This window comes from Nonomuraea sp. NPDC050643, assembly GCF_040654715.1.
Lineage (GTDB): Bacteria > Actinomycetota > Actinomycetes > Streptosporangiales > Streptosporangiaceae > Nonomuraea.
In genome coordinates, this window is sequence record NZ_JBFAIM010000068.1 from 32909 (window position 1) to 45364 (window position 12456).

The following is a 12456-nucleotide window of genomic DNA, read 5'->3' on the forward strand; positions in this document are numbered from 1 at the left end:
ATGGCGCCGCCGCTCCGTTTCGCCCGCACCGCGGTCTTCGCCGTGGTGTGTCTCGGGCTGGGCATGGCGGCGCACATGCTGGGGGGCGCCACCGTACCGGCTCCGGCCATGCTGGGGGCGTTCGGGCTGGCGTTCGGGGCCGCGTACCCGATGGCGGGGCGCGAGCGGTCGCTCGCGGTCATCCTGCCGCTGCTCGGCGGGTTGCAGGTGGTCCTGCACCTGCTGTTCTCGCTCTCCCACGCCGCCGCGCCGCACGAGCTGGCGGGGCACCTTCACTCGAGCCTGGTGCCCAACCTGGGCATGCTCGTCACGCACGGCTGGGCGGTCGGCCTGACCGCGCTGTGGCTGGCGCGCGGGGAGGCCGTGCTCTGGTCGCTGCTGCGCCGCCTGGCCGTACGCCTGCTGGTCATCTGGCTGCCGCTGCTCACGACGCCTTTCTCCACACCCCTGTGGACGGCCGAACCGCGGGTTCCGCGCTCGGCCGTGCTGCGGCACGTCGTCACCCGGAGGGGCCCGCCGCGGGCCGTCATCACCTGACGTTTCCCCTCTTCAGACGACCCCCGCCGACCGGCAGGGCCTGCTTCGGCATGCCGGGCGGAAGAAAGGCATTCCCATGTTCACTCGTCGATCCCTCGTGCTCGCGGCCACGGTGGTGGCCCTGGCCGGCTGCGGCGCCACCACCACCGCCGCCGCTCCCGCCACTTCCTCGCCCAGCTCCCCGCCCAGCTCCTCCGCCGCCGCGGCGGCCGGGCTGACCATCACCGATCCCTGGGTGAAGACCACCAAGGAAGGGATGACGGCCGCGTTCGGCACGCTGGTCAACAACGGCGACGCCCCGATCACGATCGTGTCGGGCACCTCCACCCTGTCCCCCACCATCGAGCTGCACGAAGTGGTGGAGTCCGACGGCAAGATGGTCATGCGGCCCAAGAAGGGCGGCTTCGTCGTGCCGGCGCGCGGCACCCACCAGCTCCAGCCGGGCGGTGACCACATCATGTTGATGAGCGTCACCAAGGAGGTGCTGCCGGGGGCCAGGATCCCGTTCACGCTCCAGGTCGAGGGCGGCAAGCCGCTGGAGTTCACCGCCGTCGGCAAGGACTTCGCCGGCGGCGAGGAGGACTACCAGCCGGGGCACAAGTGATCAGCCGCAGGGGCCTGCTCGCCGGGGGCGCCGCCACCGCGGCCGGCGCCCTCGCGCGCCCTGTCGTACGACGGCAGGAGATCACCCTGGCGCCCACGCGGATCGAGCCGTTCCACGGCGCGCACCAGGCCGGGGTGGCCACCGCGCAGCAGGCCCACGCGATGTTCCTCGGGTTCGACCTGCGCAAAGACGTACGCAGGGAGGCGATCGTCCGGCTGCTCCAGCTCCTCACCGACGACGCGGCCCGCCTCACCCAGGGGCGGCCCGCGCTGGCCGACACCGAGCCCGAGCTGGCGGCGACGCCGGCCCGGCTCACGGTCACGTTCGGATTCGGTCCCGGGCTGTTCGAGGCGGCCGGGGTGGACTCGCCGGTGGCCCCGCTGCCCGCGTTCCGCACCGACAAGCTGGACAAGCGGTGGAGCGGCGGCGACCTGCTCGTCCAGGTGTGCGCGGACGAGCGACTGACCGTGGCGCACGCCGTACGGATGATCGTGAAGGACGCGCGCTCGTTCGCCCGGGTGAAGTGGACGCAGCGCGGGTTCCACGACCCGAGCAGGCGCAACCTGATGGGCCAGCTCGAAGGCACGGTCAACCCCGTGGACCTGGACCGGGCCGTGTGGATCTCCCAGGGCCCCGCCGGGCTGCGCGGTGGGACCACGCTGGTGCTGCGCCGGATCCGGATGCTGCTGGAGACCTGGGACATCGCCGACCGGGTGGCCAGGGAGTTCACCATCGGCCGCCGCCTCGACACCGGCGCCCCGCTCACGGGCACGGCCGAGCACGACCCGCCCGACTACGAGAGGAAGAACCGGCTCGGGTTCCCGGTCATCTCGGAGTACGCCCACATCAGGCGGGCCCACGTGTCCGACCCCGCGCAGCGCATCCTGCGGCGGCCCTACAACTACGACGAGGGCCTCACCGCGGACGGGGAGCCGGACTCCGGGCTGCTGTTCGCCTCCTACCAGGCGGACATCGCCCGGCAGTTCGTCCCCATCCAGCGCATGCTGGCCGAGGCCGACCTGCTCAACGAGTGGATCACGGCGATCGGGTCGGCCGTCTTCGCCATCCCGCCCGGCTGCGCGCCCGGCGGGTGGATCGGGGAGGGCCTGCTGTCCTGACGGACACGGCGACGGCCCGATCCCCGCCGGGCCGTCGCCGGTCGAGCCGTCGGACAGGCGCGAGGCTCACCCGTACCGGCCGCCGGAGACGGGTCGGAGGGCGGCGGTCACGTCGTCGGCGAGGGTCCTGAGCTCCTCCGGGCGCAGCGTGGAGACGGTCAGGCGCACGGCCGGCGGCGTGCCGATGCGGTTGCGGGCCCCGGGCGCGCAGGCCCAGCCACGGGTCAGCAGGCGGGTGATGGCGGTGGTCTCGTCGGCGACGGGGATCCACACGTTGAGCCCGCTGCGGCCGTGCGCCGTGACGCCGCGCTCGGCCAGCGCCGTCACCAGGCCGTCCCGGCGCTCGGCGTACGCCGCGGCCACGGCCGCGGTGTCCACCGCCTCCGTTCGCCACAGGTGGGCGACGGCCCGCTGCAGCAGGTGGCTCACCCAGCCGGCGGCCAGCCGCTGCCGGCCGCGCAACCGGCCCAGCGTGACCGGGTCACCGGCGATCAGGGCCAGGCGCAGGTCAGGGCCGAAGGCCTTGGCGGTGGAACGGGTGAGCAGCCACCGCTTCGTGCTGCCCACCACCGGATGCAGCGGCAGGTCCACGAACCCCGACCCGTGATCGTCCTCGATCAGCAGCACCTCCGGGTGGGCCCCCAGCACACCCCGCAGCGCCGCCGCCCGCTCCCCGGAGACGGCGGCGCCGGTCGGGTTCTGGGCACGAGCCGTGATCACCACGGCCCGTACGCCGCCGCGCAGGGCCCGCTCCAACTCCTCCGGCAGCGGACCCTCGTCGTCGAGCCGCAGCGGCACCGGCCGCAGGCCGAGCACGGCCACCAGGTCGAGCAGGGCCGTCCACCCCGGGTCCTCCACGGCGATCGCGTCGCCCGGGCGCAGGTGGGCGGCCAGCACGCGCTCGACCGCGTCGAGGGTGCCCGAGGTGATCGCCAGCGGGGCGGCGGGCACGCCGTCGGCCCGCAGCCGGTCCCCGGCCAGGGCGAGGAGCTCCTCGTCGTCGCCCGCCCCGTACATGGCCGGCCGCTCCTCGTGCGCCCGCGCCGCCGCGGCCAGTGCCTCGTGTAGCGACGGCAGCAGGCGCGGATCGGGGTTGCCCTGGGACAGGTCGCGCACGCCTGGCGGCACCTCGATGCGGATCTCCTCCCGCAACGTGCTGGCCGGCCGCGGCCTGACCCGGGTGCCGCGCCGCCCGGCGGTCTCCACCACGCCACGCTCCCGCAACAGCCGGTACGCCGCCGCCGCCGTGTTCGGGCTGACCTCCGCCTGGGCGGCCACCTCCCGCACCGGGGGCAGCAGCGCGCCTGGCGCCAGCCGGCCCTCCGACACGGCGGCCTCGACACCGGCCGCGATCTCACTGGCAGTTCCGGCGTTGACCAGATATGTTTCTAGCACAATTTACATTATGTACTAATACAAAGGAGTTTGGGTGCTTATTCAGCCTTGGGATGCGGCCCGCGACGAGGACGAGTGGCGGAGCTGGCTGCGTACGCGTGACTTCGGCCAGATCGCGGTCAACGGCGTGGACGGCGCGCCGCCGGTGGTGGTGCCGACGCACTTCCTGTTCGACGGGGAGGAGATCGTGCTCCACCTGGCCAGGCCCAATCCCATCTGGGCGGCGCTGGAGGCCAACCCGGTGGCGGTGGTGAGCGTGCACGACGACTACGCCTACATCCCCACGGGCTGGCGCTCGGACTCCCCCGTGACCGGCGTGGCGACCAGCTACTACGCCTCCGTCCAGCTCGCCTGCCGGGCCGAGATCGTGGACGGCAAGGAGGACAAGGCGGCGATCCTGCGCCGCCAGCTCGCCCACCACCAGCCCGACGGCGACTACGGCCTGATGGCCGCCGACGAGGGGCCGTACCACAAGATGTTGTCGGCGCTCAGAGGGCTGCGGCTGCGTGTGGTGGACGTGCGGGCCAAGTTCAAGTTCGACGACCACAAGCCGGTCGAGCTGCGCGATCGCGTCGCGGTCGGGCTCGCCGTGCGCGGTCTGCCGCGGGACGCGGGGGCCCTGGCGCAGCAGCGCAGGCGGATGGAGTCGGTCCGGGCTGAAACGGCTGGTCAGGACGGGCAAGGTTAGGATTGTCGCATGACAGCGCAGGGCGGCCCGGAGCGCGAGCAGGTGCTCGCCTGGGTCGAGCGGGTGGCGACGTTCGTCTCCGAGGAGTGGGGCCTCGCGCCGATCAGCGGTCGCATCCTGGGCTGGCTCATGGCCTGTGATCCGCCGGAGCAGACCGCCGGCGAGATCTCCGATGCCATCGGCGCCAGCCGGGCCTCCCTGACGACGAACCTGCATCTCCTGATGTCCATCAAGCTCATCCGCAGGCTCCGCAAGCCCGGCGAGCGCAACGTCTACTACCAGATCGAGGACGACGCCTGGTCAAGGGTCATCCGGCAGAAGCTCGCCGCGTTCGCCGCGTTCGACGAGCTGGCGGCGGAGGGCCTGCGGCTCGGCTGGGCGGACGAGGCGCGCACCGCGCGCATCCGCTCGGCCAGGAGCTCCATCGCCGCCCTCGCCGAGTCGCTCGACCGGGCCGCCGCCAGGCCCGACTGACGCCAAGGAGCCGTGCATGATCGCCAGAGTCTGGCACGCCACCGCCACCCCGGCCGGAGCCGAGGCCTACCGCCGCCACTTCACGAGCGCGGTCCTCCCGGAGCTGCAGAAGATCGACGGCCACCGGGGCGTGCACCTCCTGCAGCGGCCCGTCGACGAGCACATAGAGCTCCAGGTTGTCACCTTCTGGACGTCCCTCGAGGCGATCAAGGCGTTCGCCGGGGACGACGTCGACACGGCCGTCGTCGAGCCGGACGCCCAAGCCGCCCTCCTGACCTACAGCACCACCGTCACCCACCACGACGTCATCATCACCACCCCGGAACCTCCCGCGAGCCGATGAATCCACACTTGTGGATAACCCCCACTCCCTGTGGATAACTTTCCGGCACCCCACCCCCGAGACACCCCCGCCCCAAGGCCCCGGCAGCCACGGCCCGCCATCGTAAAGATCATCCCCGCCGGAGTCCTCCCGGCGGCGCGTTTCCCCAGCTCCGCTTGCCACTACCACAACCCCCGCCGGCACGGGCGCCTTCGGCCGAATCCCGTTCTCCAGCTCGATCCCGCGGCCCCCGCAGGCGTCCCGGAGCCGCGTCCAGCTTTTACCCACACCCTGTGGATAAAGATTCAAGAACGCTTCAGGCTGCCGGCGATGACGCGGGCCACTTCCTCTGGAAGCAGATCGGTCGTGTCCACGACCTCGCCCTCCCGGGCGAGCCAGGACATGGCCTCCCGGTACGCCGCCAAATGCTCCATCCGCCAGTTGCCGATCGTCGCCTCGTCCCTCTCGATGCGCCGGACGAGCGTGTCCTGATCGGTGTGCAGCACGAAGTGCCGGACGGGAACTCTCGCCTTCCGCAGCCCGGACTCGATCTCCTGCCAGTACTCCTCGAACAGGACGGTCTGCGGCATCACCAGCACCCCGCCCACATAGTCGAGGAGCTGGACCGCGGTCTCCACGACGAGATGGCGCCACGGTTTCCAGTGCTGGAAGTTCCCGAGCCGCGGCAGGCCGGACACGGTCGTGAGCATGTAGCCGACCTGCTCGGGATCGAAGTAGCGGGCATCGGGAACCAGCGGGACGAGCTCCTTGGCCGTGCTCGTCTTACCTGCCCCGAACGTCCCGTTCAGCCAGATCACCATGACGAGCAGCGTAACCGGACAGGTTCCACAAGATCACCAATTCCAGTACGACTTGGCCTCCGACTTCCACTCCTTCGGGAAGTACTGGTGGATCTTGAACGCCATCCCGTGACCACGGGCGATGTACTGGTCGCGATCGAGCTTCCTGGCGATCGGCTTACCCGGGCTGCCGTTGTTGTCCCACCAGGACTCCCACTGCTTGATGCAGGTCTGGTTGCCGAGGTACTGGTTGGAGCAGGGCGCGGGCGGCGACCAGATCTGGGTGTGCCCGAAGTCGACGACCTTCCCCGAAGACCGCTCGGTGATCGTCCCCCACGCCTTCAGGCAGTATCCCTGCGAGGGGATGTCCCACTTCACATAATGCTGCGGCCCGGACGTGGCCAAGGTCCGCAGGTTTCCGCACTTGGCGTCGCCGATCTGCTCCTTGGTAACCCGGACGGTGTAGTACGTGCCGTTGTCCCGCCACCCGTCCAGCGTCAGCCAGTCACCCGTACGGACGAACTTCTCCGCGTACGACGGCGGCCACTTCTTCGGATCCCCCCAGCTGATCTCCGACGTGTCGGACGACAGCGGCTTCCACGTCCACTGCCCCGCCGCCTGGCCGTCGGCCCAGTGCTGACCGGCGCTGCGCTCGGCGAACTGGGAGTATTGACCGTAGTTCTCGGCCGCCTGCGCTGGTCCGGTCATCCCCGCGAGCACCGTGACCACCACCGCCCCCACGACGACGGCCGGCCGCGCGTTCATCCTCTGCTTCTTCACCGTCGGCACGGTAGCGGCGCCACCGCGTCACACCCCGACAGATCAAAAATCCTCGAACCGAGCGCGCGCCCCGGCCCTGCCGCACGGGACCGGGGCGCACGTCTGGCTCAGCCGGAGCGCCGCATGAGGGCGAAGACGCCCCACCCCAGGTATTCACGCTGGTAGCGGGCATGCCGCACCGGCGCCGTCGTCAGCTCGGCCCGCAGCTCCCCGGCCAGTTCGTCGCCGGGGTTCGCGTCGAGCCAGCGCCGGAGGTTCAGCCACTGGGCCGCGGCGTACCGGTCCCAACTGTCCTGATCGGCCAGCACCATCTCGACGACGTCCCAGCCGAGCTCCCCGAACCGTTCGAGCAGCCCCGGCAGGGAGCTCAGCTCGTCCTTGGCGCTCATGTAGCAGCCCTCGACGGTGGCCTGGTCGGGTGGGTCGAGCCGCCAGTAGGGCTCCCCGATCAGCATCATCCCCTGGGGACGCAGGCTGCGCCCGAGCAGCTCGACCGTGCCGGGCACGCCGCCGCCGATCCAGGTCGCGCCGACACACGACGCGACGTCGACGGGCTCATCGGCCACGTACGCCGACGCGTCGCCGTGCACGAACGTGACCCGATCGCCGACGCCCAGTTCGCCGGCCCGCTCCCGGGCCGCCGCCGTGAACACCGTGCTGACGTCGACGCCGACGCCCGCCACTTCGTGGTCACGCGCCCAGGTGCAGAGCATCTCCCCCTTGCCGCAGGCCAGGTCGAGCATCCTGGTGCCGGGAGGCAGGGCCAGCGCCCGGCCGAGGGTGGCGAGCTTGTCGGCGGTGAAAGGGTTGAGAATGCGGTGACTGCTCTCGCGAATGGTGAAGCTACGTGGAAGATCCACTTCTGAGGTTCCTAACGGTCGAAGACGCGATATTGACGATTCGCGACCGGACAAAACCGGTCGAACGCGCCAGGACCGTCATCAAATACACCTCATCACGCAGTGGGAACGTATGCCGCGCGTGACGTTAGGGCACACCCACCGGCCACGTCCACCCGATTAACTCCTCAAGGGGGCACTCTGGGTGTCGGCAAAGTAACTAGACTCCCCCTTCCACAACACCCCCTAAGGAAAGCTCCCCCGTGAATCGCATAGCGCTGCCCATCGGCCTGCTCGCCGCCACCGCCCTGGTCGCCGGCTGCTCGATCACCACCCCCGAACCCGACCAGAAGGGCATCGTCTACGACGCGGGCATGTTCTCCGACACCACGTTCCAGAACTGCATCGACCCCGGCAGCCGGGATGTGTCCGGCCCCGGCGACCAGGGGTTCGTCTACCCCAACGGGCAGCGCACCTTCGAGTTCGCCGACAAGGACAGCGCCGAGTCCAAGCCCCTCACCGTGGTCACCAAGGACAACCTGGAGATGACCGTCTCCGGCGTCGCCACGTTCTCGCTCACGACCGACTGCGCGACGCTGCGCAAGTTCCATGAGCAGATCGGGCTGAAGTTCAAGGCGTACGAGGAAGAGGGCTGGGCCCGGCTGCTCGGCGTCTACATCGGCCAGCCCCTGGACCGGGCGATGGACGCGGCGGCGAAGGCGTACGGCTGGAAGGACCTGTTCTCCAACCCCGCGGTCAAGCAGGAGTGGGAGAAGTCGGTGGCCACGTACGCGGCCCAGTTCATCAAGGAGCAGGGCGGCGAGGGGTTCTTCGGCGGCTTCTCCGTCACGCTGCAGCAGCCGCAGCCGCCCCAGGGCGTACGCGACGCGCTCGCCTCCGCGCAGCAGGCGGTGGAGGAGAACACGGCGCAGAAGGCGAAGAACGCGAAGGCCACCACCGAGCTGGAGTCCATCAAGGCACTGGTGAAGGTGCTCGGCCCCGAGGGCGCGGTGTTGTGGCAGGCCATCAAGGACGGCCGGGTCTCCTTCATCGTCTCCGACGGCAACGTGGCGGTCACCCCTCCCAAGCAGTGAGCCCCTCCCCGCCGCCCGGTCAGCGGAGCCTGGCCCCGTACACGTGGTCGACGCTCATCGTCATCAGCACCCTGCGATCGGACACCATCACCGACCGGTACTCCTCCCAGTCCGGATGCTCCCCGGCCGCGCGGCGGTAATAGTCCACCAGCGCCTCCACCTCGGGGCCGTAGGGATCGGACCCCGGCCCGACGAGGGTCGCCAGACCGTCGGCCGTGGCCCACGACCAGCCGTCGGCGCTGGTGACCTCCAGCGAGGCCCGTGGGTCCCGGCGCAGGTTCACCGTCTTGGCCCGCCCCTCGGTCATCGACACGTGGATGACGCCGGCCGCCGCGTCGTAGAAGGGCATGACGGGCGAGAGTTGGGGCCGGCCGTCCGCCTTGATCGTGGCCAGCACCCCCAGCCGGCTCTCCGCGAGCAGCGCCCGCGGGTCGAACGGCACGGCGCTCACGCTCGCCCCTCGCCGGCCTGGCGGAACTGCTCGATCAGCACCGGGTAACCGCGGTCACCCTGCCCGGCGGCGACGGCGCGATCGGCCAGATCCTTGACGAAGCGCGGCAACTCGGTGCTCACGCCGAACAGCTCACTCTCCTCGACGAGGTGTTCCATCGCGGCGACATGCGTGTCGAGCGTGGCGTCCAGCGCCGGATAGGAACCCTCGTCGATCTGCCGCGCGTACCCCGGCAGCCACCCGCCCACCGTCCCGATCAACGTCCTGACCAGCGGGGCGAAGGCGGAGGCGGGCACCCCCGCCGCACCGACCATGGCGGCCCCCTGGAGGAATCCGTTCAGCACGCTCCACATCACCCCCAGCAGGGCCACGTCGTGCAAGGACGAAAGACCGTGGTCGTCGCCGAGGTGCGTCCCCTCGCCGATGCTCCTGAGGACCGGCTCGTGCAGGTCGAAGGCCGCCCGCGGCCCGCTGTAGAAGATGACGGCGTCCGGGGTGCCGATGGCCTGGGGAATGGCCATGATCGCGCCATCGAGGTAGGCGGCCCCGCGTCGCTCCGCCCATCGCGCGATGTCCCGGGCCGCCTCGGACGTGCCCGAGGTCAGGTTCACCAGGATCCGGCCCTGGAGGGCGTCGTCGCCCAGCGGATCGAGCAGCTCGCGCACGGCGTCATAGTCGGACACGCAGACGACCACGACCGAGCCGGCCGCGACGGCCTCCCCGACCGACCCGGCCGCCGTGGCCCCCTGGGCGACGAGCTTGTCCGCCTTCTCCGCCGTACGGTTCCACACGGTCGTGGCGTATCCGTCACGCAGAAAGGCCTCGGCCAGCGCCTGCCCCATCAGACCCAGTCCGATGACCGTCACATCACGATTCTGTGCATTAGTGCTCATGGCAGAATCATCAACGTTCATACCGGTATGAAGGTCAAGGAGGAGCGACGTGCTGATCGGGGAGCTGAGCCGGCGCACCGGCGTCCACACGCATCAACTGCGCTACTACGAGGCCCAGGGCCTGCTGGAGCCCGGCCGCGGGAGCAACGGCTACCGCGAATATCCCGACGCCGCCGTCCTGACCGTCGCCCAGATCAGAAGGCTGCTCGAAGCCGGCCTGTCGACCCAAGAGATCGGGTTCCTGCTGCCCTGCGCCACCGGCGCGGCCCCCGACCTCGAGCCCTGCCCCGAGCTGCTGGACGCCCTGCGCGCCCGGCTGCGGGCGATGGACGAGCACATCGACACGCTCAACCGCTCCCGGCAGACCCTCCACGACTACATCGAGGTCACCGAACGCCGCGTGTCGTCACATCCCTACTCCCCGTGCACGGTGATGACGTAACCCTCAGGCCCGGCGAACGCGAACATCCTGCCGAACGGCCCCTCCTCGGGCTCCGTGACGATGCGCACCCCCGCGTCGCGGAGCTCGTCGTGCAGCCCCTGCGCGTCGGTGGTCTTGAACCACAGAGCGACCCCGAGCCCGGGCTGATCGACGGCGTCGAGATCCACCCCCGGCAGCGGCTCGCGAACGGCGAACGGGATCGGCTCGGTCACGAACACCACGGCCCCGGGTGGCGAGGCGGGCGCCCGGCGCAGCCCGAGCCGCTCCTCGTAGAAGGCCGCCGCGGCGGCCACATCACGCACCTGCAGAGCGACGAAGTCCGGCCCACTGACAGTCATGAGTACTTCCCTTCTCCATGTCAGGACATTGACATAACGACAAAGTAGACGCACCCCCTCCTATATGTCAAACTCCTGACATGCACGATGGGACTTCCTCAAGCCCGGCCCGCACCGCCGACGTCACAGAGCGCCTCGGCTACCGCCTCAAGCGCGCCGCCTCGGCCCTGCGCACCGCGATGGACAGAGCGCTGCGCGAGTACGGCCTGACGGTGCCGCAGTACGCCTGCCTGGAACTCCTGGACCAGCGCCCCGGCCTGTCGAACGCCGAGCTGGCCCGCGGCTCCTTCGTCACCCGGCAGTCCATGAACGTCGTCCTGCGCGGGCTCCAGGACGCCGGCCTCATCACCCGCCCCGCCACCACGGACCACGGCCGCGCCCTGCCCGCCCACCTGACCGAGGAAGGCCATCGCCGTCTCGCGATGGCCCGCTCCGCCGTCTACGCCATCGACCAGCGCATGACCGACGCCGTCCCGGAGCAACGCCTCGCCACCATGCTCACCGACCTCGACCGCATGACGGCGGCGCTGGAGCCGTAGAACGGTCGAGCGGCAAAGCGAAAGGCCGCTTCCCGTCGGTCGGAAAGCGGCCCTGTCGCCGGTCACGGGCGCCAGTCAGCCGGCGTCGGGGACGTACCCCAGGTTGACCACGCCGCTCTTGTACGTCTCCGACCTGACCAGCTTCAGCGGGTGGGTCGGGGTGTCCTCGAACAGCCGCTGACCACGGCCGACGACGATCGGGTGGACGAGCAGGTTGAGCTCGTCGAGCAGCCCGTTGGCCAGCAGCCACCGCACGGTCGTCGCGGACCCGGACATCTGGATGTCACCGTCGGTCTGCTCCTTGAGCTCCCGCAGCCCGGCCGCGACGTCGCCGTTGATGAGCGTGGTGTTGACCCAGTCGGCCCGCTCCAGGCTGCTGGACACGACCCACTTGCGAGCGTTGTTGAAGGCTTCGGCGGGCTCCTGGTCCTTGCCCGTCGTCGTCCAGTACGAGGACCACTCGTCGTACAGCCTGCGGCCCATCAGGAACCCGGCCGCGGTCGACATGCCCGCCTGGACGAACGCCCCCATCTCGTCGTCCCAGTACGGGAAGTGCCACTGGTCGGGCGACTCGACGACGCCGTCGACGGAGATGAAGAAACTCGAGATGATCTTTGCCATTGCGCTGCTCCCTAGTCATCCTGCGAGAAGCAGATTAGGGGGAAATGCGAAGCCGGGTCTTGTACAGAAACGACAGCGCCAAGACCCTGGACTCTGGACCGGACTCCAGGGCGAAAGGGTGAGGCGCGTGAAGATCGGGCAGGTCGCGAGCGAGGCCGGGGTCAGCGTGGACACGGTGCGGTTCTACGAGCGGCGCGGGGTGTTGCCCGCGGCCGAGCGCAGGCCGTCGGGCTATCGCGACTTCGACGCCGCGGCGGTGGAGCGCATCCGCCTCGCCAAGAGCCTGCAGGGGCTGGGCCTCACCCTGGACGAAGTGGTCGACGCGCTGGCCGCGCACGACGCGGGCGGGACGACGTGCGAGAGCGAGCGGTGGCGGCTGGAGGCGGTCGTGGACCGGATCGACGCCAAGATGGCCGAGCTGGCCAGAGCCCGGCACGCCGCCGTGGCCAGCCTGGCGGACTGCCGGGCCGGTCGCTGCCGGTTCGCGGGGATGAGAACCTGACCGAGGCGGTGGTGCGAGC

At 70.5% G+C, this 12456-nt stretch carries 18 protein-coding genes; 10 read left to right on the forward strand and 8 right to left on the reverse strand.

Annotated features, from left to right (window positions below; all coding sequences use genetic code 11):
- The 3 genes from AB0I15_RS52905 (at window position 1) to AB0I15_RS52915 (ending at window position 2259) form a co-directional block, all read left to right on the forward strand.
- On the forward strand, window positions 1-537 hold the full coding sequence (locus AB0I15_RS52905) for an MFS transporter (RefSeq protein WP_358114709.1): 537 nt from the start codon (window positions 1-3) through the stop codon (window positions 535-537).
- 76 nt (window positions 538-613) lie between these two features.
- Entirely contained in the window at window positions 614-1141 is a 528-nt protein-coding gene (locus AB0I15_RS52910; RefSeq protein WP_358114712.1) for a copper chaperone PCu(A)C, read from the forward strand.
- Window positions 1138-2259: a Dyp-type peroxidase gene (locus AB0I15_RS52915; protein ID WP_358114715.1), complete on the forward strand. Its 1122-nt coding sequence runs from the start codon at window positions 1138-1140 to the stop codon at window positions 2257-2259. The genes AB0I15_RS52910 and AB0I15_RS52915 overlap by 4 nt, the downstream gene beginning before the upstream one ends.
- Before the next feature lie 66 nt (window positions 2260-2325).
- Here the strand turns inward: AB0I15_RS52915 and AB0I15_RS52920 are convergent, their stop codons facing one another.
- Complete coding sequence (locus AB0I15_RS52920) at window positions 2326-3654, reverse strand: aminotransferase class I/II-fold pyridoxal phosphate-dependent enzyme (protein ID WP_358114718.1); 1329 nt, start codon at window positions 3652-3654, stop codon at window positions 2326-2328.
- A 34-nt stretch (window positions 3655-3688) separates the two neighbouring features.
- Here AB0I15_RS52920 and AB0I15_RS52925 point away from each other — a divergent pair, with 34 nt between their 5' ends.
- Genes AB0I15_RS52925 through AB0I15_RS52935 form a run of 3 tightly spaced genes read left to right on the forward strand, consistent with a single transcriptional unit; the run spans window position 3689 to window position 5159 of the window.
- Window positions 3689-4342 (forward strand): FMN-binding negative transcriptional regulator, encoded by a 654-nt coding sequence (locus AB0I15_RS52925; protein ID WP_358114721.1) that lies wholly within the window; start codon window positions 3689-3691, stop codon window positions 4340-4342.
- 9 nt (window positions 4343-4351) lie between these two features.
- Window positions 4352-4816, forward strand: a complete 465-nt coding sequence (locus tag AB0I15_RS52930; protein ID WP_358114723.1) for a transcriptional regulator — start codon at window positions 4352-4354, stop codon at window positions 4814-4816.
- 16 nt (window positions 4817-4832) lie between these two features.
- Window positions 4833-5159, forward strand: coding sequence for an antibiotic biosynthesis monooxygenase (locus AB0I15_RS52935; protein ID WP_358114725.1), 327 nt, complete (start codon window positions 4833-4835; stop codon window positions 5157-5159).
- A 284-nt stretch (window positions 5160-5443) separates the two neighbouring features.
- Here AB0I15_RS52935 and AB0I15_RS52940 read toward each other — a convergent pair whose 3' ends face one another.
- The 3 genes from AB0I15_RS52940 to AB0I15_RS52950 all read right to left on the reverse strand — a co-directional run bounded on the left by AB0I15_RS52940 (window position 5444) and on the right by AB0I15_RS52950 (window position 7578).
- Window positions 5444-5959 carry an ATP-binding protein gene (locus AB0I15_RS52940; RefSeq protein WP_358114728.1) on the reverse strand — a complete coding sequence of 172 codons (516 nt, stop codon included), beginning with the start codon at window positions 5957-5959 and terminating at the stop codon, window positions 5444-5446.
- A 33-nt stretch (window positions 5960-5992) separates the two neighbouring features.
- A complete protein-coding gene (locus AB0I15_RS52945) occupies window positions 5993-6718 on the reverse strand; it encodes a hypothetical protein (protein ID WP_358114731.1) in 726 nt (241 codons plus the stop codon).
- A gap of 107 nt (window positions 6719-6825) precedes the next feature.
- Window positions 6826-7578 (reverse strand): methyltransferase domain-containing protein, encoded by a 753-nt coding sequence (locus AB0I15_RS52950; protein ID WP_358114734.1) that lies wholly within the window; start codon window positions 7576-7578, stop codon window positions 6826-6828.
- A gap of 242 nt (window positions 7579-7820) precedes the next feature.
- Between AB0I15_RS52950 and AB0I15_RS52955 the strand changes: the two genes are divergently transcribed.
- On the forward strand, window positions 7821-8651 hold the full coding sequence (locus AB0I15_RS52955; RefSeq protein WP_358114737.1) for an SPFH domain-containing protein: 831 nt from the start codon (window positions 7821-7823) through the stop codon (window positions 8649-8651).
- 19 nt (window positions 8652-8670) lie between these two features.
- Here the strand turns inward: AB0I15_RS52955 and AB0I15_RS52960 are convergent, their stop codons facing one another.
- Both AB0I15_RS52960 and AB0I15_RS52965 read right to left on the reverse strand, forming a co-directional pair.
- Entirely contained in the window at window positions 8671-9102 is a 432-nt protein-coding gene (locus AB0I15_RS52960; protein WP_358114740.1) for a PPOX class F420-dependent oxidoreductase, read from the reverse strand.
- A complete protein-coding gene (locus AB0I15_RS52965) occupies window positions 9099-10016 on the reverse strand; it encodes an NAD(P)-binding domain-containing protein (protein ID WP_358114743.1) in 918 nt (305 codons plus the stop codon). Before AB0I15_RS52965 ends, AB0I15_RS52960 begins: the two co-directional genes overlap by 4 nt.
- 28 nt (window positions 10017-10044) lie before the next feature.
- On the opposite strand from AB0I15_RS52965, the gene AB0I15_RS52970 reads away from it, so the two are divergent.
- Window positions 10045-10437: a MerR family transcriptional regulator gene (locus tag AB0I15_RS52970; protein WP_358114746.1), complete on the forward strand. Its 393-nt coding sequence runs from the start codon at window positions 10045-10047 to the stop codon at window positions 10435-10437.
- On the opposite strand, the gene AB0I15_RS52975 is transcribed toward AB0I15_RS52970, so the two are convergent.
- A complete protein-coding gene (locus tag AB0I15_RS52975; RefSeq protein ID WP_358114748.1) occupies window positions 10410-10775 on the reverse strand; it encodes a VOC family protein in 366 nt (121 codons plus the stop codon). The two genes, AB0I15_RS52970 and AB0I15_RS52975, sit on opposite strands and share 28 nt — an antisense overlap.
- Window positions 10776-10855: 80 nt before the next feature.
- On the opposite strand from AB0I15_RS52975, the gene AB0I15_RS52980 reads away from it, so the two are divergent.
- The gene (locus AB0I15_RS52980; RefSeq protein WP_358114751.1) at window positions 10856-11314 is read left to right on the forward strand and encodes a MarR family transcriptional regulator; all 459 of its coding nucleotides are present in this window, start codon (window positions 10856-10858) and stop codon (window positions 11312-11314) included.
- A 75-nt stretch (window positions 11315-11389) separates the two neighbouring features.
- Here the strand turns inward: AB0I15_RS52980 and AB0I15_RS52985 are convergent, their stop codons facing one another.
- Window positions 11390-11935 carry a dihydrofolate reductase family protein gene (locus AB0I15_RS52985; protein ID WP_358114753.1) on the reverse strand — a complete coding sequence of 182 codons (546 nt, stop codon included), beginning with the start codon at window positions 11933-11935 and terminating at the stop codon, window positions 11390-11392.
- A gap of 127 nt (window positions 11936-12062) precedes the next feature.
- Between AB0I15_RS52985 and AB0I15_RS52990 the strand changes: the two genes are divergently transcribed.
- Window positions 12063-12437: a MerR family transcriptional regulator gene (locus tag AB0I15_RS52990; protein WP_358114755.1), complete on the forward strand. Its 375-nt coding sequence runs from the start codon at window positions 12063-12065 to the stop codon at window positions 12435-12437.
- Window positions 12438-12456 lie beyond the last annotated feature (19 nt).

What these genes read in the sequence shown, in the direction of transcription:
- AB0I15_RS52905 (WP_358114709.1), top strand. Translation starts at nt 1, where the DNA reads ATGGCGCCGCCGCTCCGTTTCGCCCGCACCGCGGTCTTCGCCGTGGTG.
- AB0I15_RS52980 (WP_358114751.1), top strand. Translation starts at nt 10,856, where the DNA reads ATGCACGATGGGACTTCCTCAAGCCCGGCCCGCACCGCCGACGTCACA.
- AB0I15_RS52930 (WP_358114723.1), top strand. Translation starts at nt 4,352, where the DNA reads ATGACAGCGCAGGGCGGCCCGGAGCGCGAGCAGGTGCTCGCCTGGGTC.
- AB0I15_RS52910 (WP_358114712.1), top strand. Translation starts at nt 614, where the DNA reads ATGTTCACTCGTCGATCCCTCGTGCTCGCGGCCACGGTGGTGGCCCTG.
- AB0I15_RS52985 (WP_358114753.1), bottom strand. Translation starts at nt 11,935, where the DNA reads ATGGCAAAGATCATCTCGAGTTTCTTCATCTCCGTCGACGGCGTCGTC.
- AB0I15_RS52940 (WP_358114728.1), bottom strand. Translation starts at nt 5,959, where the DNA reads ATGGTGATCTGGCTGAACGGGACGTTCGGGGCAGGTAAGACGAGCACG.
- AB0I15_RS52935 (WP_358114725.1), top strand. Translation starts at nt 4,833, where the DNA reads ATGATCGCCAGAGTCTGGCACGCCACCGCCACCCCGGCCGGAGCCGAG.
- AB0I15_RS52965 (WP_358114743.1), bottom strand. Translation starts at nt 10,016, where the DNA reads ATGAACGTTGATGATTCTGCCATGAGCACTAATGCACAGAATCGTGAT.
- AB0I15_RS52975 (WP_358114748.1), bottom strand. Translation starts at nt 10,775, where the DNA reads ATGACTGTCAGTGGGCCGGACTTCGTCGCTCTGCAGGTGCGTGATGTG.